Below are 23,339 nucleotides of genomic sequence, written 5' to 3' on the forward strand. Positions count from 1 at the left end.
AGGGCGTCGATCACTGGAGAGATCGTCGACGACTCATGAGCGAAGGAGAGCAAGATCTTGGTCCCCGCCAGGTCCCCGATGACCCGACGCACGCTCCTCACGGCCGGCACCGCCGCCACCGCGGCCGCCCTGTTGGCGAGCGCCCCCGCCCATGCCACCGGGAGCGAGGGCGACGTCTCCGCGCGCCTCCGTGCGCTGGAGGAACAACACGGCGCCCGCCTGGGCGTGTTCGCGCACAACCTCGCCACGAAGCGGACCGTCCGGTACCGCGCGGACGAACGGTTTCCGATCTGCTCCCTGTTCAAGCCCCTGGCCGCCGCGGCCGTCCTGCGCGACCTGGACCGGCACGGCGAGGTGCTGAACAAGCGCATCCACTACACCGAGGCCGACCTGGTGGAGAACTCCAAGCAGACCGAGGCTCATCTGGCCACCGGCATGACCGTCGCCGAACTCGCCGACGTGGCCATCCGCTTCAGCGACAACACGGCCGGCAACCTCCTGTTGCGCGAGCTCGGCGGCCCGACCGCCATCACCCGTTTCGCCCGCTCCCTCGGCGACCCGGTGACCCGCCTCGACCGCTGGGAGACGGAGCTCAACTCGGCGGAGCCGTGGCGGGTCACGGACACCACGAGCCCGCGCGCGATCGGCCGGACGTACGCCCGACTCGTCCTCGGCAACGCCCTGAACCGCCCGGACCGCGACCTCCTCACCCACTGGCTGCTGAACAACACGACCAGCTTCAACCGCTTCCGCGCCGGCCTGCCCAAGACCTGGACGATCGCCGACAAGACGGGCGGCGGTTTCTACGGCGCGAACAACGACGCGGGGATCGCCTGGACCGATGACGGCACCCCGCTCGTGCTGGTGGTCCAGACGACACAGCCCGAGCAGGACGCGGCGTACGACCACGCCCTGATCGTCGAGACGGCCGAGCTGTTGGCGGAAACGCTCACCTGAAGCGCCGCACGTACCTGCGCTGCCAGGGCGTCTCCACGGCGTGCCGGTCGTAGTTGCGCCGTACGAAGTCCACGGCCTCCTCGGCCGGTACGCCGTCCAGGACCGCCAGACACGCCAGCGCCGTACCCGTACGACCACGGCCGCCGCCGCACGCGATCTCGACCCGTGCGGTGGCGGCTCGCTCCCAGGCCTCGGTGAGCGCGGTGCGGGCGGCGGCGCGGTCGGCCGGGAGCCTGAAGTCGGGCCAGCGGAGCCAGTGGGACTCCCAGGGGACCTCGGGTGGTCGTCTGCCGAGCAGGTAAAGGGCGTATGCGGGGGCCGGTGCCGTCGGGTCCAGGGGACGGCGCAGGCCCCGGCCCCGGACCAGGCGTCCGGACGGCAGCCGGAGGACTCCGGCGTCGTTCTCGTCCCACCGCTTCCCGCTCTCCATGTGCTGCTCGGCTTCCATGGCCCCTATTCGAAAGGTGCCCGAGCGGCCGGGCAACCGAATCCTGCGTATCCGTGGTCTGGAGGGCGAGGGAGGGTGCTTGATGCAGGCCGAACCAGAGGCCCAGTTCCAGGAGTTCGTCAGGGCGCGGTGGTCCCATCTCGTGCGGACCGCGTATCTGCTCACGGGTGACGCGCACCATGCCGAGGACCTGACGCAGACCGCGCTGGCGAAGGCGTACCGCTCATGGCGGCGGGTGTCGCGCGCCGACAATCCGGAGGCGTACGTGCGGCGGATGCTGGTCAGCTGCAACAGCGACCGGTTCCGCAAGCGGCGCGTCACCGAGGCGCTGACCGACGCGCCGCCGGAGGTGGCGGGGCGCGACGCGGGCTACGCGGGCGTGGACGAGCGCGGCGCGCTGCTCGGCGCACTCGCCCAACTGCCGGCCAAACAGCGGGCGGTGGTGGTCATGCGCTACTGGGAGGACCTGTCCGAGGCAGAGGTCGCCGACGTGCTCGGCTGCTCCGTCGGCACGGTCAAGAGCCAGGCGTCGAAGGGGCTGGCGAAGTTGCGTACGTTCCCGGGGCTCGCGCGGGTCCCGGAGGGGCAGGGAGGTGGCAGGTGAGCGACGAGGAGCAGCAACAGGGCGCGCCGGGCGAGCAGGGCTTCGAGGAGCGGTTGCGGAAGTTGCTCGCCGAGGACGCGTACACGATCAGGCCGTCGCCGGCGCCGTATCCGGCGATCCGGCGGCAGGGCGTGGTCGAGCGGCGGCGCCGGGTGGCGGCGGCCGGGGCGGCGCTGGTGACGTTGGCGGCGATGCCGGTCGGGGCGTACGCGCTGGGCGGTGGCGGGAAGGGCGGGGGCACGGCGACGGACCCGAGGCCCTCGGCCAGTGCCACGCGGGCCCCTTCGCCGACGCCGTCCGCGACGGCGAACCGGCCCGAGCGGCCGGGCACGGCACGGCAGCTGTTCGACGGGATCACCTTCGAGCAGGCGGCGGACGGGCTGGAGAACTGCCTCGCCTACGACACGGGGGGCCTCGCGCCCTCGGGCGACGCGGGCGGGGGCACGGCGGACGACTACCGGATCCTGCTGGCGATGCGCAGCACCGGCGACTCCAACGCCGCCGGTGACGGGATGTTCGTCGTCGCGGTGCGGGAAAAGGACCCGGAGCGGATTTCTCTGATGTGCCGCATCAACGACGGCGAGACCCAGGGCATCTCCGGCTTCGGCGACGACACCGGCCTCATCGAGGACGAGGGCCCCGTGTACGTCAACCCCAACTCCGGCAAGCTGTACCAGCAGTCGATCATCGACCGCGGCAACTGGAAACTGCCGTTCCGCTGGGGTGTGGTCGGCATCGTCAAGCCGTCGGTGGCCGAGGTGACGGTCTCCTACGGCGGCTCCAGCAGCGAGGCCGCCCTCGACGACGGCTTCTTCGTGGCGTCCGGTGAGCTGAGCCGGCAGGTCACCGTGGCACCGCACATCAAGGGCTACGACGCCGACGGCAAGTTGGTCTACGACTCCGACGGCGACAAGTACTACCAGCAGACCCTTCCGTAACAACCACGGGCCGGGGGCGCCGCACTGGGGACGGCGCCCCCGGCCCGTCAGGATGCCTGCTGCTCGCCGACGGGCGTTTCGCGGTCGCCCGGCGCTTCGCGGTTCCTGAGCGGCCTGGTCGCCTGCTTGTACAGGCACGACGGCAGCCCCGCCGTCGTGTCGGCCGTCGGGTCCGCCGCCTGCCGGCGGTAGGCGCTCGGCGACATGCCGACCAGCTCCGTGAAGCGCGTGCTGAAGGTGCCCAGCGACGAGCAACCGACCTCGAAGCACACCTCGGTGACGCTGAGGTCGCCCCGGCGCAGCAGTGCCATCGCGCGCTCGATGCGGCGCGTCATGAGGTAGCCGTACGGCGACTCGCCGTAGGCGGCCCGGAACTCGCGGCTGAGGTGCCCGGCCGACATGTGCACGCCGCGCGCGAGCGCCTCGACGTCCAGCGGCTGTGCGTACTCACGGTCCATCCGGTCGCGGACGCGACGCAGCGCGGCGAGGGTCCGCAGGCGCTGCTCCTCGGGCGTGGAGTGGTTGGATCGCACACCCGCATCATCCCGAACCCCTTCCCGACCCGTCCACTCCCGTGCCCGCCCCGGGGAGAGGGCCGTCTCCCGGGAACGGGCCACCTCCCGGGAGCGGGCCGCGACGAAGGACCTGGCCGGTGACGTGGTGAAGCACATCGGGGTCAGCCGCCGACGTAGGCCGCGAGGTGCTCACCGGTGAGGGTGGAGCGCTCGGCGACCAGGTCGGCGGGGGTGCCCTCGAAGACGATCCGGCCGCCGTCGTGGCCGGCTCCGGGGCCGAGGTCGATGATCCAGTCGGCGTGCGCCATGACCGCCTGATGGTGCTCGATGACGATGACCGACTTGCCCGAGTCGACGAGCCGGTCGAGCAGGCCGAGCAGTTGCTCGACGTCGGCGAGGTGGAGGCCGGTGGTCGGCTCGTCGAGGACGTAGACGCCGCCCTTGTCGCCCATGTGCGTGGCCAGTTTCAGCCGCTGCCGCTCGCCGCCGGACAGCGTGGTCAGCGGCTGGCCGAGGGTGAGGTAGCCGAGTCCGACGTCCGCCATCCGCTCCAGGATCCGGTGGGCGGCCGGGGTGGCGGCCTCGCCGCTCGCGAAGAACTCCTCGGCCTCGGTCACCGACATCGCGAGCACCTCGCTGATGTCCCGTCCGCCGAGGTGGTACTCCAGCACCGACGCCTGGAACCGCTTCCCCTCGCAGTCCTCGCAGGGGGTGTCGACGCCGGCCATCATCCCGAGGTCGACGTAGATGACCCCGGCGCCGTTGCAGGTGGGACAGGCGCCCTCGGAGTTGGCGCTGAACAGGGCCGGCTTCACGCCGTTGACCTTCGCGAACGCCTTGCGGATCGGGTCCGCCAGCCCGGTGTACGTCGCCGGGTTGCTGCGCCGCGAGCCGCGGATCGGCGTCTGGTCCACCGAGATCACGCCCTCCGGCGCCGGGATGGACCCGTGGATGAGGGAGCTCTTGCCGGAGCCGGCGACGCCGGTGACCACGCAGAGCACACCGAGCGGGATGTCGACGTCGACGCTCTGGAGGTTGTTCGTGGTCGCGCCGCGGATCTCCAGCGTGCCGGTGGCCTTGCGCACGGTGTCGCGAAGCCTGGCGCGGTCGTCGAGGTGGCGCCCGGTGACGGTGTCGCTCGCCCGCAGCCCTTCCACGGTGCCCTCGAAGCAGACGGTGCCGCCCGCCGTGCCGGCGCCGGGGCCGAGGTCCACGACGTGGTCGGCGATGGCGATGGCCTCCGGCTTGTGCTCCACGACGAGCACCGTGTTGCCCTTGTCGCGCAGGCGCAGCAGCAGGTCGTTCATGCGCTGGATGTCGTGCGGGTGCAGCCCGATGGTGGGCTCGTCGAAGACGTAGGTGACGTCGGTGAGCGAGGAGCCGAGGTGGCGGATCATTTTCACGCGCTGCGCCTCGCCGCCGGACAGGGTGCCGGCGGACCGGTCGAGGGAGAGATACCCGAGGCCGATCTCCGTGAAGGAGTCGAGGGTGTGCTGGAGCGCGGTGAGCAGCGGCGCCACGGTCGGCTCCTTGAGCCCGCGGACCCATTCGGCGAGGTCGCGGATCTCCATGGAGCAGGCGTCCGCGATGCTGACCTTCCCGATCTTCGAGGACCGGGCGCCCTCGCTGAGCCGGGTGCCGTCGCACTCGGGGCAGGTGGTGAAGGTGACCGCACGCTCCACGAAGGCCCGGATGTGGGGCTGCATCGACTCCTTGTCCTTGGACAGGAACGACTTCTGGATCTTGGGGATCAGGCCCTCGTAGGTGAGGTTGATGCCGTTGACCTTGATCTTGGTCGGCTCGCCGTAGAGGAAGGCGTGCATCTCCTTCTTGGTGTACCGGCGGATCGGCTTGTCCGGGTCGACGAAGCCGGACTGGGCGTAGAGCTGCACGGTCCACTGGCTGTCCGACTTCCAGCCGGGGATGGTGAACGCGCCCTCGGACAGCGACTTGGAGTCGTCGTAGAGCTGGGTGAGGTCGATGTCGGAGACCGAGCCACGGCCCTCGCAGCGGTTGCACATGCCGCCGGTGCGCTCGAACGTCGCCTTCTGGGCCTTGGTCTTCGCGCCGCGCTCCACGGTGATCGCGCCGCTCGCCCGGACCGAGGCGGTGTTGAAGGAGTACGCGCTGGGCGGGCCGATGTGGGGCTTGCCGAGCCGGCTGAACAGGATGCGCAGCATCGCGTTGGCGTCGGTGGCGGTGCCGACGGTGGAGCGGGGGTCGCCGCCCATGCGCTGCTGGTCGACGGTGATCGCGGTGGTGAGGCCGTCCAGGACGTCCACCTCGGGGCGGGCCACGTTCGGCATGAAGCCCTGCAGGAAGGCGCTGTAGGTCTCGTTGATCAGCCGCTGCGACTCGGCGGCGATCGTGTCGAACACCAGCGAGCTCTTGCCCGAGCCGGAGACGCCGGTGAAGACCGTCAGCCGGCGCTTGGGGATCTCGATGCTGACGTCCTTGAGGTTGTTCTCGCGCGCGCCGTGCACGCGGATCAGCTCATGGCTGTCGGCGGCGTGCGGCGCGGGCGACTGCGCGTCCGTCCTCGTGGCCCTGGCCCTGCTCATCGTGTGCTCTCCCTCCGGTGGGTGGCTCAGCCCCGCTGCTGGATTCGGATCATGTTGCCCGCGGGGTCGCGGAAGGCGCAGTCGCGGACCCCGTACGGCTGGTCGATCGGCTCCTGGACGACGTCGGCGCCGCCGGCCTGCACGCGCTCGAACGTCGCGTCGACGTCGGGGGTGGCCAGGACGATGCCGCCGTAGGTGCCCTTGGCCATCATCTCGGCGATGACCTTGCGCTCGTCGTCGGTGACGCCGGGGTCGGCGGCGGGGGGAGTCAGCACGATGGAGGTGCCGGGCTGGCCGGCCGGGCCGACCGTGATCCAGCGCATGCCGCCGTAGCCGACGTCGTTTCTGACCTCGAAGCCGAGGATGTCGCGGTAGAAGCCGAGGGCGGCGTCCGGATCGTCCTGGGGGAGAAAGCTGGCGTGAATCGAGATGTCCATGGCCGTCACGCTATCGGCGGGTGGGGGGCGGCGCTTCTTGATTCCTGACCGCTCTTTTTTCGCCCCCGCCGCCCCTACCCGTCCCGTCCCTGGGGGCTGCCGCCCCCAGACCCCCGCTTCGGCCCTGAACGGGCCTCGTCCTCAAACGCCGGACGGGCTGAAACCAGCCCCTCCGGCGTTTGAGGAGCGGGGGTCCAGGGGGCAGAGCCCCCTGGCGGGGTCGAAGGGGCGGAGCCCCTGGAGGACGGGACGGGTAGGGGCGGCGGGGGCGAAAACCCTCCCGACCCCAGCCGTCAGCCGACCCCCCGCGCCGCGATCCCCCGAAAATGCACAGCCATCGCCCGCTGCGCCCCCTCCACGTCACGCGCCCGCAGCGCGGTGACGATGTCGCGGTGCCACCGGGCCGTGAGCTCGGGCGACGGGGCGTCGGGCCGGCCGCGGGCGCCCGAGACACGCCGGAAGACCGTCCAGAAGGCGGCAAGCAGCTGCGGCACCAGGTCGTTGCCCAACGAGGCGTACAGCAACTCGTGGAACTCACGGTCCAGTTCGGGGAACGAACGCCCCGCGCGGCCGGCCTCCTCCATCTTCGCCACCACCCCCTCCAGCCGATCCAGCTCCCCCTCGGTGACCGTCGCCGCCACCCGCCGGATCAGCCCCTCCTCCAGCACCTCCCGCACCTGGAGGATCTCGGCCAGCGCCCCCGAGTCGTCGTGGTCGTGCCGGGCGAGCGTGCGGAAGGTCAGCCCGTCGATCAGCGGGGTCAGCGAGGCCTGGCCGACGTACGTGCCGTAGCCGTGCCGGATCTCCACGATGTCCAGGGCCTGGAGTGCCTTGAGCGCCTCGCGGACGGAGTTGCGGCTGACGCCGAGGTCCTCCATGAGCTCGGCCTCGGTGGGCAGCAGGGCGCCGGCCTGGAGCCTGCGGTCGATGATCAGCTGCATGACCCTGCGCTGGATGCGGCTGTTCCTGGACTCCTCGGACGTACGGCTGTTCCTGGGCTGCCCGGGCATGCGGCGCATGGTACGCGCAGCGGACGTCCCACATCCCATGTCTGCCCGATCCGCAGCTGACAGGGGGTCAACTCGCGCCATTTCACAGCGCCATTGGTCCGACCTGTGGCAGATGCGCCATTCGTGTGAGATCCCTTGACCGCCCCCACCACCCCACCTATGGTCGCGCTGACCGTCAGGACGTAGGACGTCGTATCTCCTCAGACCTTCCGAGATCCTTCCGAGATCCTTCCGAGATCCTTCCGAGCCCCTTTCCGAGCTCTTCTTCGCTGGAGGAACCGTGCGCGACGTGACCCACGACGTGCCGGCGCTGCACCGCCGGTCGTTCCTGAAGTACACCGGCGCGCTGGGCGCGGCCGCCGCCGTCTCCGCGTCGCTGTCGGCCTGTTCGTCGGGGCCGGAGTCCACCAACGAGACCGGCGGGGGCGGCGGCCAGAACCGGACGCTGACCGCGGTGATCGGCTACGGCAACGACGGCAGCTGGGACCCCACCCAGACGGCGTCCGCCTTCTGCATGGCCGCCAACAACCACATCTACGAGGGGCTCCTCGACACCGACCCGATCTCCCGGGAGCCGTACGCCGCGCTCGCCACCCAGGTGCCGGCCGACCCGAACGCCACGTCCTGGAAGTTCACCCTGCGCGCCGGCGCCAAGTTCCACGACGGGAAGCCGGTCACCGCCGACGACGTGGTCTTCGTGTTCGACCGGATCCTCGATCCGAAGACCCAGACCCTCGCCAAGGGGTTCTTCGCGAGTTGGCTGAAGGAAGTGCGGAAGATCGACGCGCAGAACGTCGAGCTGGTGCTCAAGTTCCCCTTCCCGGACGGGATCTCGCGGCTCACCCTGGCCAAGATCATGCCGAAGCACGTCTTCTCCCAGCCGGGCGCCTGGGAGGACGCCATCAAGGGCAAGGCGATCGGCTCGGGGCCGTACCGGCAGACCGCGCACCACCCGAAGTCCAACACCACCTTCGAGGCGTTCGCCGACTACAACGGCCCGCGCAAGCCGGCCTTCAAGAAGATGAACTGGCTGACGATCGTGGACGCGGCGCCGCGCGTGGCCAGGATCTCGGGGGCGAGTGCCGGCGCCCAGATCGCGGACAACATCCCGTACGCCAACATCGGGCAGCTGGAGAGCGGTGGGCTCACGGTCGCGGGCGGCGCCGGGATGAACAACCTCTTCCTGATGTTCAACACCCAGCACAAGCCCTTCGACGACGTACGCGTCCGCCAGGCGCTGCACTACGCCATCGACACCGAGAAGATGATCGAGGTCGCGCTCAAGGGGCACGGAAAGCCGTCGTCGTCCTTCCTCAACGAGGCCAATCCCAGCTACCGGCGCGCGAAGACCGTCTACGACTACGACCCCGACAAGGCGAAGGCGCTGCTGAAGGAGGCCGGGGTCAGCGGGCTGGAGATCGAGATCCTGGCCGTGAACGTGAGCTGGATCGTCGACTGTCTGCCGACCGTCAAGGCGTCCTGGGACGCGATCGGTGTCAAGACCACCCTCTCCCCGCAGGAGACCACGGCCGTCTTCACCAAGATGGACCAGAAGCAGGACTACCAGGTCGTCGCCGCCGCCTCGAACCCCAACCAGTTCGGCCTCGACGCCGACCTGATCATGCACTACAACTACGGTCCCGAGAACCTGTGGATGCAGTACACGCGGTGGGCCGGCAACTCCGTCGCCAAGGCGCTCTTCAAGGACATGGACCGGGCGACCCAGGAGCCGGACGCCGACAAGAAGAGGACGATGGTCCAGGACTACATCGACGTCGTCGCCGAGCAGGCCGTGCTCTACCCGGTCGTCCACAACGAGCTGATGACGGCCTGGAACCCGAAGCAGCTCACCGGCATAAGGGCGCAGCCGTATCCCGGCATCAACCTCCTCCAGGCCAAGTGGTCCTAGGCCCCAGGAGTCCCTGAGTGGTCACCGTCGTCCGGATCCTGGCCCGTCGCGTCGCGCTGCTCGTGCCGCTGATGCTGGGCATCGTGCTGTTCGTGTTCCTGGTCATGCGGTTCTCGGACGTCGACCCGGCGTCCGCGTTCTTCCAGGGCGCCAACCCCACCGCCCAGCAGCTGCACGACTTCCGCGAGGAGAACGGCCTGCTGGATCCCCTCCCCGTCCGCTACGTCGCCTTCATCGGCGACCTGATCCACGGCGACATGGGCACCAGCGCCCTGACCCGGGCGCCGGTCGTCGACCAGGTCATGACCGCGCTGCCGCTGACCCTCCAGCTCACCTTCCTGGGCCTCGGCATCGCGGTCGTGCTGTCGCTGCTCGGCGGCGTCACGGCGGCCATCTACCGCGACCGCCTCCCCGACCAGATCATCCGCGTCGTCTCCCTCACCGGGGTCGCCGCCCCCGGCTTCTGGCTGGCGCTGCTGATGATCCAGTACCTCGCCGTCGACCTCGGCTGGTTCCCGACCGGCGGCTACATCAACCCGGCGGACTCCTTCACCGGCTGGCTGAAGACCATGACCCTGCCCGCCTTCGCACTGTCCCTGCCGGTGGCGGCGCAGCTGACGCGGATCGTGCGGACGGCGGTGGTGGAGGAACTGGACAAGGACTACGTGCGGACGGCGATCGGCAGCGGGCTGCCGCCGGTGGTGGTCGTCGGCCGGAACGTCCTGCGCAACGCGCTCATCAACCCGCTGACCGTCCTCGGCCTGCGGGTCGGCTATCTCCTCGGCGGCGCGGTCGTCATCGAGACGATCTTCTCCCTTCCCGGGATGGGAAAGCTGATGATCGACGCCGTGAAGAACGGTGACCCGGCGGTCGTCCAGGGCGTCGTCCTGACGACGGCGACCGGGTTCGTGGTCGTGAACCTCGTCATCGACATCCTGTATCTGCTGGTCAACCCGCGACTGCGGGAGGCGACGTGACGTTCAACCGCAAGCGCCTGGCCGAGGCGCTGTCCCGGCCCGGCATCCGGCTGCGCGGCTGGCGCAGGCTGCCGCTGCTGTCGAAGGTGGCCGTCTGCTTCCTGGCCGTCGTGGTCCTGATGGCCCTGTTCGCGCCCCTGCTCGCGCCGCACGACCCGCTCGACCAGCAGGCCCCCGTCGACGGCACCGGGCATCCCTCCGCCGAGCACTGGATGGGCCAGGACAGCCTCGGCCGGGACATCCTCAGCCGGCTGATGTACGGCGCCCGCTGGTCGCTGGCGATCGGGCTCGGCGCGACCGGGCTCGCGCTCGTCGTCGGCGCCCTGATCGGCGCGGTCGCGGCGACCTCCCGCAAGGCGGTCGACGAGACGCTGATGCGCTGCCTGGACGTGGTGATGGCGTTCCCGGGCATCGCGCTGGCCGCCGTACTGGTCGCGGTCTTCGGCGGCGGGATCACGGTCCTGATCTGCGCGATCGCCTTCCTCTTCACCCCACCCGTGGCGAGGGTCGTCCGGGCGAACGTCCTCGACCAGTACGGCGAGGACTATGTGACGGCGGAGCGGGTGATCGGGGCACGGACGCCCCACATCGTGCTGCGGCACGTGGCGATCAACTGCGCCGCCCCGGTGCTGGTGTTCTGCACGGTCCAGGTGGCCGAGGCGATCGTCTTCGAGGCGTCGCTGTCCTTCATCGGGGCGGGCGTGCGGCCGCCGGACCCGTCCTGGGGCAGTGTCATCGCGGACGGCAAGAACATGGTGCTGACCGGGGGCTGGTGGGCGACCGTCTTCCCGGGCCTGCTGATGCTGGTGACCGTCCTCTCCCTGAACATCCTCTCCGAGGGCGTGTCGGACGCGTGGGCGGCGCCCTCGGCACGCGAGGTCGACGTCCAGGACGCCGAGGACCGGCTGGAGGCTCCGGAGCCGGGCAGCGGCGAGGTGCTGCAGCTGCCGGGGCTGACGGAGGCGGCGGTGCGGCTGCGGTCGAGGGCGCGGCCGTTGCCGGACCGGGCCGGGCAGCCGGTGCTGGCGGTGGAGAACCTCGCCATCGGCTTCGAGGGCCGGCACGGCGGCGTGGACATCGTCGACGGGATCAGCTTCGAGGTACAGCCCGGTGAGGTGCTGGGCCTGGTCGGCGAGTCGGGCTGCGGCAAGTCGCTGACGGCCCTGGCGGTGATGGGCCTGGAGCCGAAGGGCGCCCGGGTGCGCGGCCATGTCCGGTTCAACCAGCGGCAGTTGGTGGGCGAGCCGATGCGCGTGAAGCGACGGCTCCTGGGCCACGAGATGGCGATGATCTACCAGGACGCCCTGTCGTCCCTGAACCCGGCGATGACGATCCGCTCGCAGCTCAAGCAGGTCGTACGCCGCGGCGGCCGCCGCTCCCCCCACGAACTGCTGACGTTGGTCGGCCTCGACCCCGAACGCACCCTGCGCAGCTACCCGCACGAACTCTCCGGCGGCCAGCGTCAGCGCGTCCTGATCGCCATGGCCCTGTCCCGCGACCCGAGGCTGATCGTCGCCGACGAGCCGACGACCGCGCTGGACGTCACCGTGCAGGCGCAGATCATAGAGCTGCTGCTGAGGCTGCGGGAGGAGCTGGGCTTCGCCCTGATCCTGGTCTCGCACGACCTCGCGCTGATCGCGGACGTCACCGACCGGGTGGTCGTGATGTACGGCGGCCAGATCGTGGAGACGGGCGTGACCGCCGACCTGGTGGAGGCACCCGCGCACCACTACACACGCGGCCTGCTGGGCAGCGTGCTGTCGCTGGAGTCGGCCCAGGAGCGGATGACGCAGATCAAGGGCGTGGTCCCCTCCCCCGCCGACTTCCCCGCGGGCTGCCGTTTCGCGGACCGCTGCCCACTGGCGAGCGAGGAGTGCCGGACGACGGCACCGGACCTGGTGGGAACACCGACACATACGGCGGCCTGCCATCACCCGGCGGTGGTGCTGGCTCCCATCGACCGCTCCGAAAGCGGGGTCGTCCAGTGAACGCACTGGTGGAGTTGGCCGACGCGCACGTCGTGCACAAGGCGCGCAGCGGCGGGCTGTTCACCCGGGACAAGGTGTACGCCCTGACCGGCGCCGATCTCGTCATCGCGCCCGGCGAGACGGTGGGCGTGGTCGGCGAGTCGGGGTGCGGGAAGTCGACGCTGGCGAAGGTGCTGGTGGGAGTGCAGCGGCCGACGGCGGGGACGGTGGCCTTCCGCGGACGCGACCTGTGGACCATGACCCCGGCCGAGCGCAGGACGGCGGTGGGTGCCGGCACCGGGATGATCTTCCAGGACCCGTCGACGGCCCTGAACCGTCGCCTGCCGGTCCGGCAGATACTGCGCGACCCGCTGGACGTGCACGAGCGCGGCACGAAGCGCCAACGCGAGGATCGCGTAAGGGAGTTGATGTCTCTCGTAGGCCTCCCACGCGCCCTCACCGACGCGCTGCCCGGCCAGCTGTCGGGCGGTCAGCGCCAGCGCGTGGCGATCGCGCGGGCGTTGGCCCTGGACCCCGACCTGGTGGTGGCCGACGAGCCGACGAGCGCGCTGGACGTGTCGGTCCGCGCCCAGATCCTGAACCTCCTCCTGGACCTGAAGGAGCGGCTGGGCCTGGCCCTGGTCTTCGTCTCGCACGACATCCAGACGGTACGGCGGATGAGTGACCGCGTGATCACGATGTACCTGGGCCGGATCGTCGAGGAGGCACCGGCGGCCGATGTCACCGACGGCTCCCGGCACCCGTACACCCGCGCCCTCTTCTCCGCGACGCCCGGCCTGCTGGACCCCATCGAGCCGATCCCGCTGACCGGCCCGGTGCCGTCGGCGACGCGGCCGCCGAGCGGGTGCCCGTTCCGGACGCGGTGCTGGAAGGCGGACGGGGTGTGCGCGGACGTGATGCCGGACTTCTCGGCCACGTCTCGCCCGGAGCATCGTTACAGGTGTCACCATCCAGTGGAGGAGGGCGAGGCCACCCGCGACCTCGTACGACAGAGTCACCTTTCCAAGGAGCCTTGATGACGTTCCCCACCCCGCTCACCGGTGTCGTCCCGCCCGTCTGCACGCCCCTGACGCCGGACCGCGAGGTGGACGTCCCCTCACTGCTCAGACTGGTCGACCACCTGGTCGAGGGCGGGGTGCACGGTCTGTTCGTGCTGGGTTCGTCGTCGGAGGCGGCGTATCTGACGGACCGGCAGCGCAGGCTGGTGGTGGAGGCGGTGGCCGGGCATGTCGCCGGGCAGCTTCCGCTGCTGGCGGGCGTGATCGACATGACCACGCCGAGGGTGCTGGACCATGTGCGGGAGGTCACCGCCGCCGGTGCGGACGCGGTGGTGGCGACGGCGCCCTTCTACGCCCGCACCCACCGTGCCGAGATCGCCCGCCACTACCGCCTGATCGCGGCGGGCTCCCCGGTGCCGGTCATCGCGTACGACCTCCCGGTCGCCGTCCACACCAAGCTGCCCGCCGACGTGATCCTCGAGCTCGCCGCTGAGGGCGCCCTGGCGGGCCTGAAGGACTCCAGTGGCGACCTCGCCGGGTTCCGCGAGGTCGTCACCGGCGCCCGCACCCGCCCCGACGTGCAGGGCTTCAGCGTGCTGACCGGCTCGGAGCTCGTCGTCGACGCGGCGCTCGCGATCGGTGCCGACGGGGCGGTGCCGGGTCTCGCCAACGTCGATCCGCACGGCTACGTCCGCCTCGACCGGCTGTGCCGTTCCGGCGACTGGGAGGGGGCGCGGTCCGAACAGGAGCGGCTGTGCGCCCTGTTCGGTCTGGTCACCGTGGGCGATCCCGAGCGGATGGGGGGCGGTTCTTCGGCGCTGGGTGCGTTCAAGGCCGCGCTGCATCTGCGGGGGATCATCGACTGCCCGGCGACGGCGGAGCCGCAGGTGCCGCTGGCGGCGGAGGAGGTGGAGCGGGTGGGGAAGTATCTGGCCGGGGCGGGGTTGCTGTAAGGCGTTTCTCGCCCCCGCCGCCCCTACCCTTCCCGTCCTTCTGGGGCTCCGCCCCAGACCCCGCTCCTCAAACGCCGGAGGGGCTGGTTCTTAGCCCGTCCGGCGTTTGAGGACGAGGCCCCTTAAGGGCCGAAGCGGGGGTCTGGGGGCGGCAGCCCCCAGGGACGGGACGGGTAGGGGCGGCGGGGGCGAAAAACCTCCCGGCCCGAGCCCGCTATCCCAGATCAGCCACCGCCAACCGGCGAAACTCGATCGTCTCGTACGCCCCCGCCACCCCCGTCTCGTACAGAATCCCCACCGCATGCCGGTCGAGCGGCACCAGATCGGAGTACGCCGCCCGCTGCCGGGACAGCGTCAGCGCCTTCGTGAAGGTGGCCCCACCGTCCACGCTCCGCCACACGGCCATCGCCTGCCGCGCGGTCGGGACGGAGGGCCCGGAGAAGAGCAACGGGGCCCCACGGCCGGGGAGTTGGAGGACACTCGCCTCCACCACGGGGACGTCGTTCAGAGAGGGCTGGACGGCGTACGGGAGGTCCAGCGTCTCACCGCCGTCGCTGGAGTACGCATCGAGCCGGTTCCCCGCACTCGTGCCGAGCTGATCACGCGAGTTGAAGTACACCCTGCCGTCGGGAAGTTCGGCCGCCGTCGACTCGTTGGCGTTGCTGCGACCGTCGTAGGAGTCGTCCACGAAGCCCGTGCGCCAGGTGAGCCCGGCGTCGTCGCTGTAAATGGCGTGCCCGCCGTAGTACTTGGGCTCCTGACCGGTGTCGGACGAGCCGGACGCCGGCGCCACAGAGTGGTTCGAGGGGACGACCAGCCGCCCGGCGTGCGGCCCCTTCCTGAGGGCGATCGCGTGCCCCGGCCCCGTCGCGTACCAGCGCCAGTTCGCCGGCTTCACCTGCCGCGTGATGTCCCGGGGTGAGGAGAAGCGCCGACCGTCGTCCAGGCTCCGTTGGACGAACACCCGCCGGCTCTCCTCCGGCGTCGCCTCGCCCCGCATGATCTCCGCCTCCGTCACAGCACCGCTGTTGTAGGAGGTGACCAGCACGACCGTGCCCGTGCGCGGATCCACCACGGGCGCCGGATTGCCCCGCGTGTCCCCGTCCCCGGCGGCGACCAGCGTCAGCGGGCCCCAGGTGCAGCCGCCGTCGATGGAACGTCTGACGACGACATCGATGTCGCCGGTGTCCCCCGCACCGTCGTGCCGGCCCTCGGCGAAGGCCAGGACCGTGCCGCGCGGGGTCGTGACGGCCGCCGGGATGCGGTAGGTGTCGTAGCCGCCCTCGCCCGACACGTACGGGACGGAGGACGTGCAGCCGGCGTCGCCCGCCGAGGCGTGGCCGGCCGTGGTGAGGGGGGCGGTCAGGAGTGCTGCGGTGACTAGGAAAGTACGACTGAGTGTGCGACTCAGGATGGTCATCGAGTTCCCTTGAGTTCCCTTGACGGGGTGTCAGCATTGACCTGTCCGTCACAGGTTCCCCGGTGTCACCATCCCTGACTCATACGCCACGATGACCAACTGCGCCCGGTCCCGCGCCCCCAGTTTCCCCATGATCCGGCTGACGTGGGTCTTCGCCGTCAGCGGGCTCAGTCCCAACGCGTCCGCGATCTCCGTGTTGTTGAGGCCGCGCGCGACCAGCGTCAGCACTTCGCGTTCACGTTCGGACAGGCATTCGGGTCCGTCGGCAGTGGGCGCGGAGGGGCTGCGCAGGAACCGCTCGATCAGCCGTGCGGTCGGCCCGGGGGACAGCAGCGATTCCCCCGCCGCCACCGTGCGGATGGCGTCGAGGAGTTCGGCGGGCCGGGTGTCCTTGACGAGGAATCCGGAGGCGCCGGCGCGCAGCGCGTCCACGATGTTCTCGTCGGTGTCGTAGGTGGTGAGGACCAGGATGCGCACCCCGGCCAGGTCCTCGTCGGCCGCGATGAGCCGGGTCGCCTCGATGCCGTCCAGGTCGGGCATGCGGATGTCCATCACGACGAGGTCGGCGCGTGAGCTGCGGACCAGTTCCGCGGCCTGGCGGCCGGTGCCCGCCTGGCCGACGACCTCCATGTCCGGGGCCGACTCGACCAGCATGGCGAACGCCTCCCGGACGAGCGTCTGGTCGTCCGCGAGCAGGACGCGGATCATCGCTCTCCCTCCCGGTCCGTTCCGACGGGCAGTACGGCCCTCACCTCGAAACCCCCCTCGCGTCGCGGTCCGGCGTCGAGTGTGCCACCCACACTGCGGGCCCGTTCCCGCATGCCGACGAGGCCGTAGCCGGGGGCCGCGTCCGCGCCCTCGGGGCCCTCGTCGGTGACCGACACGCGCAGGGCGCCCTGCTCCTCGTACAGCTCGACGCGTACGGCGGGTTCGGGCCCCGCGTGCCGTACGACGTTCGTCAGCGCCTCCTGCACGATGCGGTACGCGGCCGCGCCCACGGCGGGCGGTGCCTGGCTCACCCGTACCGCCGACTCCACCCGCGCCCCGGCCAGCCGCGCCGCCTCCACCAGGTCCGGCAGGCCGTCGAGCCCGGGCAGCGGGCCGCGTGCCTCGCCGGCGACCCCCTGCTCGCGCAGCACGTCCAGCGTCGTACGGAGTTCGCCGCGTGCCGTGCGGCAGGTCCCGGCGATGTCGTCCAGGGCCTTCGCGACGGTCTCGCGGTCCAGCCGCTCGGGGTCGGCGGCCAGGACATGGGCGGCCACCGAGGTCTGCACGCCGATGAGCGTGATGCTGTGGGCGAGCAGGTCGTGCAGGTCCCGGGCGATGCGCAGGCGTTCCTCGGCGACGCGGCGGCGGGCCTCCTCCTCGCGGGTGCGTTCGGCTCGTTCGGCTCGTTCGACGATGGCGGCGACGTACTGGCGGTAGTAGCGGACGTCGATGCCGCAGAAGAGGACCGCGATGACCCAGCCGGAGATCCGCAGCAGTTCGCGTACGCCGTCGGGGTTGGTGAGGGCGTTGAGGATCAGCGTCACACCGAGGACGGAGGCGCCGGTGAGCAGCGTGCGGCGGACCGTGCCGGTCGCGGCGACCGTGTACAGGACCACCATGGTGGCGGGGATGGGCGCCACGTGGTTGTTGTCGAGCGCGTGGTACGGCGCGATGCAGGCCAGCACCGCGAGCAGGACCAGCAGCGGACGGCGGCGGCGCCATACGAGGGGCACATGTGCCGCGAACAGCAGGGTCCAGCCGAGTGCGTCGGGGCGGAGCCCTTTGCCGCCGACCAGGGCGAAGGCCGTGGCGAGGGCGGCCAGCGCCGCGGCCAGCAGTGCGTCGTTGCGGGTGGCGTGCGGGGCGGTGCGGGGGTCGCGGTTGATCGCCGCCATCACCCGCTCGCCCACCCGGGGCCGGCCCGCCGCCTTCGTCGTCTGCTGCACCGGCTCATCCTCCGCCACGCGGGCGCCCCTCCGGGAGAGGAGGGACGCCCTGACGGTGCGCGGGAGGCTCACACCGGCTCCGGCTGGCGTTCCCGCCGGACCGGGGGCTCCGGCGCCCGGGAGAGCCCGCCCGGCCACCACACCTTGCGGCGCAGCGCGACGCTCGCGCTGGTGACCAGGTAGGTGCGGACCAGGAAGGTGTCGAGCAGCACGCCCACCGCGATGACGAAGCCCAGCTCGACGAGCGGGACCAACGGCATGTTGGTGAGCACCGCGAAGGTCGCGGCGAGGACGAGCCCTGCGGAGGCGATGACGCCGCCCGTCGTGCGCAGCGCGGTGAGCGCGGCCGTGGCCGGTTCGGCGCCGTTCAGGCACTCCTCGCGCATCCGGTGCATCAGGAAGATGCCGTAGTCGACGCCGAGGGCCACCAGGAACACGAAGGACAGCAGGCCGAGTCCCGGGTCCGTGCCCTCGAAGCCGAAGAGCGGCCCGAAGACGAGCCCGCCGATGCCGAGCGCCGCGCCCCACACCGCGACCACGGCCGCGACCAGGATCAGCGGCGCGACGAGCGAGCGCAGCAGGGCGACCAGGATGAGCAGCACGGACAGCAGCACGATCGGCACGACGACCAGACGGTCCCGGGCGTTGGTGTCCTTCAGGTCGATCTGCTCGGCGCTGGGCCCGCCGACGTAGGAGCCGTCGAGCTTGTCGCGCAGGGCCTCGATGGTGGCCGTCTCGCCGGTCGACTGGGGTGGTGCGGCGGCGAGGACGGAGATCTCGGTCCAGCCGTCTCCGGTACGTCCCTTCTGTGCGCTGTCGACGCCCCGGGTTTCGCGGATCGACGCGAGCGTCTCGGCGGCGCGGTCTTCCGGCGTGATGACGCTGATGGGCTGGGTGCCGCGCTCGGGGTAGGCCTTTGCGAGCGTCTCCATGGCGGCGACCGCGTCGGGCTTGCTGGTGAAGGAGTCCTCCTGCTTGAGGCTGCCGGGCAGGTTCAGCACACCGAGGGCCAGTGCGCCGAGCAGGACGGCGCCGCCCGCGAGGACGGTGAGGGGCCGGCGTCCGGCGGAGCTGCCCATCGCGGTGAACAGGGACCGGCGGGCCTTGGGCGTGCTGCCGAAGCGCGGCACGAGCGGCCAGAACACGCGCCGGCCGAGCAGCACGAGGATCGCGGGCAGCAGGGTCAGCATGGCGGCGAGCGCGCACAGCACACCGACGGTGCCGAGCGGGCCCATGCCCCGGCTGGAGTTGAGGTCGGCGGCGAGCAGGCACAGCAGCCCGGCGGCGACGGTGCCGGAGGAGGCGAGCACGGCGGGCCCGCAGCCCTTCAGCGCGGCGACCATCGCGTCGTACGGCCGCTCGATGCGCCGTAGCTCCTCGCGGTAGCGGGAGACGAGGAGAAGCGCGTAGTCGGTGCCCGCCCCGAACACGAGGATGGTCATGATCCCGGAGCTCTGGCCGGAAACAGACGTCCCGAACCCCTGGTTGAGGCCGTAGGCGACGCCCATCGACAGATAGTCGGCCATGCCCGCGACGGCGAGCGGCACGAGCCACAGGAACGGGCTGCGGTAGATGAGGATCAGCAGCAGGGCGACGACGCCGGCGGTGGTGTAGAGCAGCGGTCCGTCGAGCGAGTTGTAGACCTCGCTCGCGTCCGTGGCCAGCGCGCCCTCGCCGCCGACGTCGACGCCGAGCCCGTCGCCGCCCTTCGCCATGTCCCGTACGGCGTTGACCAGTTCGTCGCGGGCCTCCTCGTCCTGGCCCGGTTCGGTGCTGGCCACCGGGTACATCAGGGTGGTGCCGTCCCGGGACGGGATGCCCTGGGGCTCGCCGGTGAGCTTGTGGGCACTCGCGATCCGGTCGATCTGGTCGGCGGCGGTGGCCTTGTCGGCGGCGGTCAGCCCGCCGTCGCGGTGGTAGACGACGACCATCTCGGTGGCCTCGCCGCCGGGCAGCCGGTCCTGGATCTTGGCGACCTGCGTGGAGTCGGCGCTCGCCGGCAGGTAGTCGATGGCGCGGTCACGCTGGACGTCCGCCAGCTTCGACGCGAACGGCGAGGCGAGCGCGAGCACGGCTATCCACAGCCCGAGCACGAGCCAGGGCACGGCACGCCTGCGCCGCACTGCTGTCCTTACGGCCCCCATCTGACGGGCCTCCCTCCGGTCCGGGTGTCTGGGTCGATTCCAGACTCCCGGCGCGGCGGGGCCGATTCGTCGGACGGAAGGGCGAGTTGGGGGCTACTGCCGGGGGCGGTGCGATGCCGCGATTACTCCCTGGGGAGTACTGCGGGACGCGGCACCTGAGTATCCGTACTCAGGCACCGGCGCTGCCTTCCGGGAAGGCTTGCCCCCATGACTGCCCCGACCGGCCTCCCACACTTCCGCGGCGCCGATGTGCCGCCCCCGCCCGGGAGACGCCGGCGGCTGCCCGTCGCGGGGGACATCGCCCTGGCGGTCGGACTGCTCGTCCTGGACGTCCTCGGGGCCGTCCTGGCCTTCGTGCTCGGCATCGACGTCAGCGGCGACTGGAAGCCGTTCGACCCGGGCGCGGACAACTCCGACGTCACGTTCACGACCGACTGGCTCTACGTGGGCATCGCCGGCGGCATCGTGCTGCTGACCGCCGCGCTGCTGTGTCTGCTCCGGGCCTTCGTCAGCGCCTCGCTTCAGGTGCTCGTCGGGATGGTCGTGCTGGTCGTCGCGGTGAGCGGCGCACAGTTCGACGAGCGGCGCGAGGACCGGGCCCACACGGCCGTGTCCGCGCCCGCGGCGTACCGCTGAGCGTCCCGTTTCAGGAAGGCGTCCGCGCCGCCGCGGCCAGCAGCCGGGTCACGTCCTCGGCGCAGATGGTGAGGGCCGCGCCGACCGTCGCGAGAACGTCGCGCTCGGCGGGCGTGTACGGGCCGTCGGCCAGGGCGATGCGGGCGCCCTGGAGCAGGATGGACTCGCGGCCGGCCGGGGCGAGATGCGGGGCGAGCGGGTCGAGGGCCTCATGGAGCTCTATGGCCAGCCCGGCACCGCACGGCTCGGAGAAGACCCGCCCGGTGTCCGCCGCCAGCGCCTCGACGAGGGCGTTGAGCTGTTCCTCCGTGCAGTCGTCGAAGCCGGCCGCGCGCACCGTGACCGCCGCGGCCTCCAGGGCCGGACGGGCGCAGGTGCCGCCCGCCGCCAGCACCGCCAGGGCGACGGTGTGCACGGCGTCGCGGAGCATCGCGGAGAAGCGGGTCGTGGTCGGGTGGTCCAGGACGTCGGTGCCGAAGTGACGGCGGCAGGCCGCGCACTCCACGACGGGCGCGGTCTCACCGCGCGGCAGGACGGGCACGCCGAGCAGAGTGAAGCGGCGGTGCCCGGTCAGCCGCTGGTAGTTGCGGTCGCCCCCGCATCCGGGGCAGAAGAACTCGCCGTCGCCGACCGGCGACCACGCGGTGCGGGTGCCCAGGATGCGCGCAACCCTGGCGGCACGGCCGTCTTGTCCCCGTCCTGGCAGCACGTCGCACCTCCGTAACGCCGCGGCAACATCGCCGCGCTTGCGTGATGTTAGCCACATCACGGACGCGGAGTCAGTACCCCGAACGAGACCTTTCCGTGACCTGCACAGGTCAATGGCCGGAAACAGAGGTACCCCGCCCACCGAGAAACGGCGGACGGGGCAACCTCCAGGGGCGCGGGCTGTGTCGACTTGCGGCTCCGCCGCGTGGGCGCGACCAGCCACGACGGCGCCGCAGCCGACCGACAACACACCGCGGCACTTCCGTGGTCGCGCCCCTCCCTCGGTGGAAGGAACCGTCAGCGAGCAGCCCGATTGACGGCGGAGACGACCGCCTTCAGCGACGCCCGCGTCGTGTTGGCGTCGATCCCGATACCCCACAGCACCTTGCCGTCGATCGCACACTCGATGTACGACGCGGCCTGCGCGGACGCGCCCTCGCTCATCGTGTGCTCCTGGTAGTCCAGCAGCCGCGCGTCCACACCCACGGCGTCCAGCGCGTCGAAGAAGGCCGAGATCGGACCGTTGCCGGTACCGGACAGGACGGTGTCGACGCCGTCGACCGTCGCCTCCACCTTCAGCGTGTCCACGCCGTCCGTGTCCGTCGTCGACTGGCCGTTCTTGACCTGGATACGACCCCACGGGTTCTCCGGGTTCGGCAGGTACTCGTCCTGGAACACCGCCCAGATGTCACCGCCGGTGACCTCGCCGCCCTCGGCGTCCGTCTTCGCCTGGATGATCTTGGAGAACTCGATCTGCATCCGGCGCGGCAGGTCCAGCTTGTGGTCGTTCTTCAGGACGTACGCGATACCGCCCTTGCCGGACTGCGAGTTGACGCGGATGACCGCCTCGTAGGAGCGGCCGACGTCCTTGGGGTCGATCGGCAGGTAGGGAACGGCCCACTCGATGTCGTCCACCGTCACACCCTTGGCGGCCGCGTCGGCCTCCATGGCGTCGAAGCCCTTCTTGATGGCGTCCTGGTGGGAGCCGGAGAAGGACGTGTAGACCAGGTCGCCCACGTACGGGTGGCGCGGGTGGACCTCCATCTGGTTGCAGTACTCCCACGTACGACGGATCTCGTCGATGTCGGAGAAGTCGATCTGCGGGTCGACGCCCTGCGAGAACAGGTTCATGCCCAGGGTGACCAGGTCGACGTTGCCGGTGCGCTCGCCCTGCCCGAACAGACAGCCCTCGACGCGGTCGGCGCCGGCCATCAGCGCCAGCTCGGCGGCGGCCACGGCCGTACCGCGGTCGTTGTGCGGGTGGACGGAGACGCAGACGTACTCGCGGCGGGAGAGGTTGCGGCTCATCCACTCGAAGCGGTCGGCGTGCGTGGACGGCGTCGAACGCTCAACGGTGGCGGGCAGGTTGAGGATGATCTCGCGGCCCGGGCCGGGCTGGTAGACGTCCATCACCGCCTCGCAGACCTCCAGCGCGAAGTCCAGCTCGGTGTCGGTGAAGATCTCGGGGCTGTACTGGTAGCCGAACTCGGTCTCCGGGCCCAGCAGCTTCTCCGCGTACTCCATGACCAGGCGCGTGCCGTCGACGGCGATCTGCTTGATGTCGTCCTTGGAGCCGCGGAAGACGACCCGGCGGAAGACCGGCGCAGTGGCGTTGTACAGGTGGACGGTCGCCCGCTTGGCGCCCTTCAGCGATTCGACGGTCCGCTCGATCAGGTCCTCGCGGGCCTGGGTCAGTACGGAGATGGTGACGTCGTCGGGGATCGCGCCCGGCTCCTCGATGATCGACCGTACGAAATCGAAGTCCGTCTGACCCGAGGCCGGGAAGCCGACCTCGATCTCCTTGTAGCCCATCTTGACCAGCTGGTCGAACATCCGGCGCTTGCGCTCGGGCGACATCGGGTCGATCAGGGCCTGGTTGCCGTCGCGCAGGTCGGTGGAGAGCCAGCGGGGGGCGACGGTGACGCGGTTGTCCGGCCAGGTGCGGTCCGGGATGTCGACCTGCTCGTAGCGGCCGTACTTGTGGATCGGCATGGAACTGGGCTGCTGGCGGTTCGCCATGTTTGCGGGGCTCCTCAGGATGTCCGGAAGGACGGCCGACGACGCAACGCGAAGCTCCGCGGGGAGGGAGTCGACCTGGACTACAGGCCCTCGCCGCGGCAGCTAAGAAGAAGCAGCCCGAAACGCATGATGCTCCGCATGCTAGCCGAGCCCCTTCGGATGCGGGGCGCCGTATCAGTATGC

The 23,339-nt window shown here is 71.1% G+C and carries 20 protein-coding genes; 9 read left to right on the forward strand and 11 right to left on the reverse strand.

Annotated features, from left to right (window positions below; genetic code table 11):
- The first annotated feature begins 78 nt into the window (after window positions 1-78).
- The gene (gene bla / locus ABD932_RS11060; protein WP_345011225.1) at window positions 79-957 is read left to right on the forward strand and encodes a class A beta-lactamase; all 879 of its coding nucleotides are present in this window, start codon (window positions 79-81) and stop codon (window positions 955-957) included.
- Here the strand turns inward: bla and ABD932_RS11065 are convergent.
- Window positions 950-1,405 (reverse strand): protein-tyrosine phosphatase family protein, encoded by a 456-nt coding sequence (locus tag ABD932_RS11065; protein WP_345011227.1) that lies wholly within the window; start codon window positions 1,403-1,405, stop codon window positions 950-952. The two genes, bla and ABD932_RS11065, sit on opposite strands and share 8 nt — an antisense overlap.
- A gap of 82 nt (window positions 1,406-1,487) precedes the next feature.
- On the opposite strand from ABD932_RS11065, the gene ABD932_RS11070 reads away from it, so the two are divergent.
- Together ABD932_RS11070 and ABD932_RS11075 are read left to right on the forward strand one after the other, a co-directional pair.
- Entirely contained in the window at window positions 1,488-2,009 is a 522-nt protein-coding gene (locus tag ABD932_RS11070; protein WP_345011229.1) for a SigE family RNA polymerase sigma factor, read from the forward strand.
- Window positions 2,006-2,947 carry a hypothetical protein gene (locus ABD932_RS11075; RefSeq protein WP_345011231.1) on the forward strand — a complete coding sequence of 314 codons (942 nt, stop codon included), beginning with the start codon at window positions 2,006-2,008 and terminating at the stop codon, window positions 2,945-2,947. Before ABD932_RS11070 ends, ABD932_RS11075 begins: the two co-directional genes overlap by 4 nt.
- Window positions 2,948-2,994: 47 nt before the next feature.
- Here ABD932_RS11075 and ABD932_RS11080 read toward each other — a convergent pair whose 3' ends face one another.
- The 4 genes from ABD932_RS11080 to ABD932_RS11095 all read right to left on the reverse strand — a co-directional run bounded on the left by ABD932_RS11080 (window position 2,995) and on the right by ABD932_RS11095 (window position 7,470).
- The gene (locus tag ABD932_RS11080) at window positions 2,995-3,405 is read right to left on the reverse strand and encodes a helix-turn-helix transcriptional regulator (protein ID WP_345011486.1); all 411 of its coding nucleotides are present in this window, start codon (window positions 3,403-3,405) and stop codon (window positions 2,995-2,997) included.
- Window positions 3,406-3,623: 218 nt separating this feature from the next.
- Window positions 3,624-6,023 (reverse strand): ATP-binding cassette domain-containing protein, encoded by a 2,400-nt coding sequence (locus ABD932_RS11085; protein WP_345011233.1) that lies wholly within the window; start codon window positions 6,021-6,023, stop codon window positions 3,624-3,626.
- Between the two features lie 26 nt (window positions 6,024-6,049).
- Entirely contained in the window at window positions 6,050-6,460 is a 411-nt protein-coding gene (locus ABD932_RS11090; protein WP_345011235.1) for a VOC family protein, read from the reverse strand.
- A 293-nt stretch (window positions 6,461-6,753) separates the two neighbouring features.
- The gene (locus ABD932_RS11095; protein WP_345011237.1) at window positions 6,754-7,470 is read right to left on the reverse strand and encodes a FadR/GntR family transcriptional regulator; all 717 of its coding nucleotides are present in this window, start codon (window positions 7,468-7,470) and stop codon (window positions 6,754-6,756) included.
- Between the two features lie 280 nt (window positions 7,471-7,750).
- Between ABD932_RS11095 and ABD932_RS11100 the strand changes: the two genes are divergently transcribed.
- Genes ABD932_RS11100 through ABD932_RS11120 form a run of 5 tightly spaced genes read left to right on the forward strand, consistent with a single transcriptional unit; the run spans window position 7,751 to window position 14,295 of the window.
- Window positions 7,751-9,379, forward strand: coding sequence for an ABC transporter substrate-binding protein (locus ABD932_RS11100; protein WP_345011239.1), 1,629 nt, complete (start codon window positions 7,751-7,753; stop codon window positions 9,377-9,379).
- Between the two features lie 17 nt (window positions 9,380-9,396).
- Window positions 9,397-10,356, forward strand: a complete 960-nt coding sequence (locus tag ABD932_RS11105; RefSeq protein WP_345011241.1) for an ABC transporter permease — start codon at window positions 9,397-9,399, stop codon at window positions 10,354-10,356.
- Entirely contained in the window at window positions 10,353-12,344 is a 1,992-nt protein-coding gene (locus ABD932_RS11110) for a dipeptide/oligopeptide/nickel ABC transporter permease/ATP-binding protein (RefSeq protein WP_345011243.1), read from the forward strand. Before ABD932_RS11105 ends, ABD932_RS11110 begins: the two co-directional genes overlap by 4 nt.
- Window positions 12,341-13,360, forward strand: a complete 1,020-nt coding sequence (locus ABD932_RS11115; RefSeq protein WP_345011245.1) for an oligopeptide/dipeptide ABC transporter ATP-binding protein — start codon at window positions 12,341-12,343, stop codon at window positions 13,358-13,360. Before ABD932_RS11110 ends, ABD932_RS11115 begins: the two co-directional genes overlap by 4 nt.
- On the forward strand, window positions 13,360-14,295 hold the full coding sequence (locus ABD932_RS11120) for a dihydrodipicolinate synthase family protein (RefSeq protein WP_345011247.1): 936 nt from the start codon (window positions 13,360-13,362) through the stop codon (window positions 14,293-14,295). The genes ABD932_RS11115 and ABD932_RS11120 overlap by 1 nt, the downstream gene beginning before the upstream one ends.
- Before the next feature lie 214 nt (window positions 14,296-14,509).
- On the opposite strand, the gene ABD932_RS11125 is transcribed toward ABD932_RS11120, so the two are convergent.
- From ABD932_RS11125 to ABD932_RS11140, 4 genes are all read right to left on the reverse strand, one after another.
- Window positions 14,510-15,715: a sialidase family protein gene (locus ABD932_RS11125; protein WP_345011249.1), complete on the reverse strand. Its 1,206-nt coding sequence runs from the start codon at window positions 15,713-15,715 to the stop codon at window positions 14,510-14,512.
- A 48-nt stretch (window positions 15,716-15,763) separates the two neighbouring features.
- A complete protein-coding gene (locus ABD932_RS11130) occupies window positions 15,764-16,423 on the reverse strand; it encodes a response regulator (protein WP_345011251.1) in 660 nt (219 codons plus the stop codon).
- The gene (locus ABD932_RS11135; RefSeq protein WP_345011253.1) at window positions 16,420-17,649 is read right to left on the reverse strand and encodes a sensor histidine kinase; all 1,230 of its coding nucleotides are present in this window, start codon (window positions 17,647-17,649) and stop codon (window positions 16,420-16,422) included. Before ABD932_RS11135 ends, ABD932_RS11130 begins: the two co-directional genes overlap by 4 nt.
- A 68-nt stretch (window positions 17,650-17,717) precedes the next feature.
- Window positions 17,718-19,793: an MMPL family transporter gene (locus ABD932_RS11140; protein WP_345011255.1), complete on the reverse strand. Its 2,076-nt coding sequence runs from the start codon at window positions 19,791-19,793 to the stop codon at window positions 17,718-17,720.
- 207 nt (window positions 19,794-20,000) lie between these two features.
- On the opposite strand from ABD932_RS11140, the gene ABD932_RS11145 reads away from it, so the two are divergent.
- Complete coding sequence (locus ABD932_RS11145; protein ID WP_345011257.1) at window positions 20,001-20,429, forward strand: DUF6234 family protein; 429 nt, start codon at window positions 20,001-20,003, stop codon at window positions 20,427-20,429.
- A 10-nt stretch (window positions 20,430-20,439) separates the two neighbouring features.
- On the opposite strand, the gene ABD932_RS11150 is transcribed toward ABD932_RS11145, so the two are convergent.
- Window positions 20,440-21,138, reverse strand: a complete 699-nt coding sequence (locus ABD932_RS11150) for a TerB family tellurite resistance protein (RefSeq protein WP_345011259.1) — start codon at window positions 21,136-21,138, stop codon at window positions 20,440-20,442.
- Between the two features lie 296 nt (window positions 21,139-21,434).
- Window positions 21,435-23,156, reverse strand: a complete 1,722-nt coding sequence (leuA, locus tag ABD932_RS11155) for a 2-isopropylmalate synthase (RefSeq protein ID WP_345011261.1) — start codon at window positions 23,154-23,156, stop codon at window positions 21,435-21,437.
- Window positions 23,157-23,339 lie beyond the last annotated feature (183 nt).

This window comes from Streptomyces shaanxiensis (genome assembly GCF_039537145.1).
GTDB lineage: Bacteria > Actinomycetota > Actinomycetes > Streptomycetales > Streptomycetaceae > Streptomyces > Streptomyces shaanxiensis.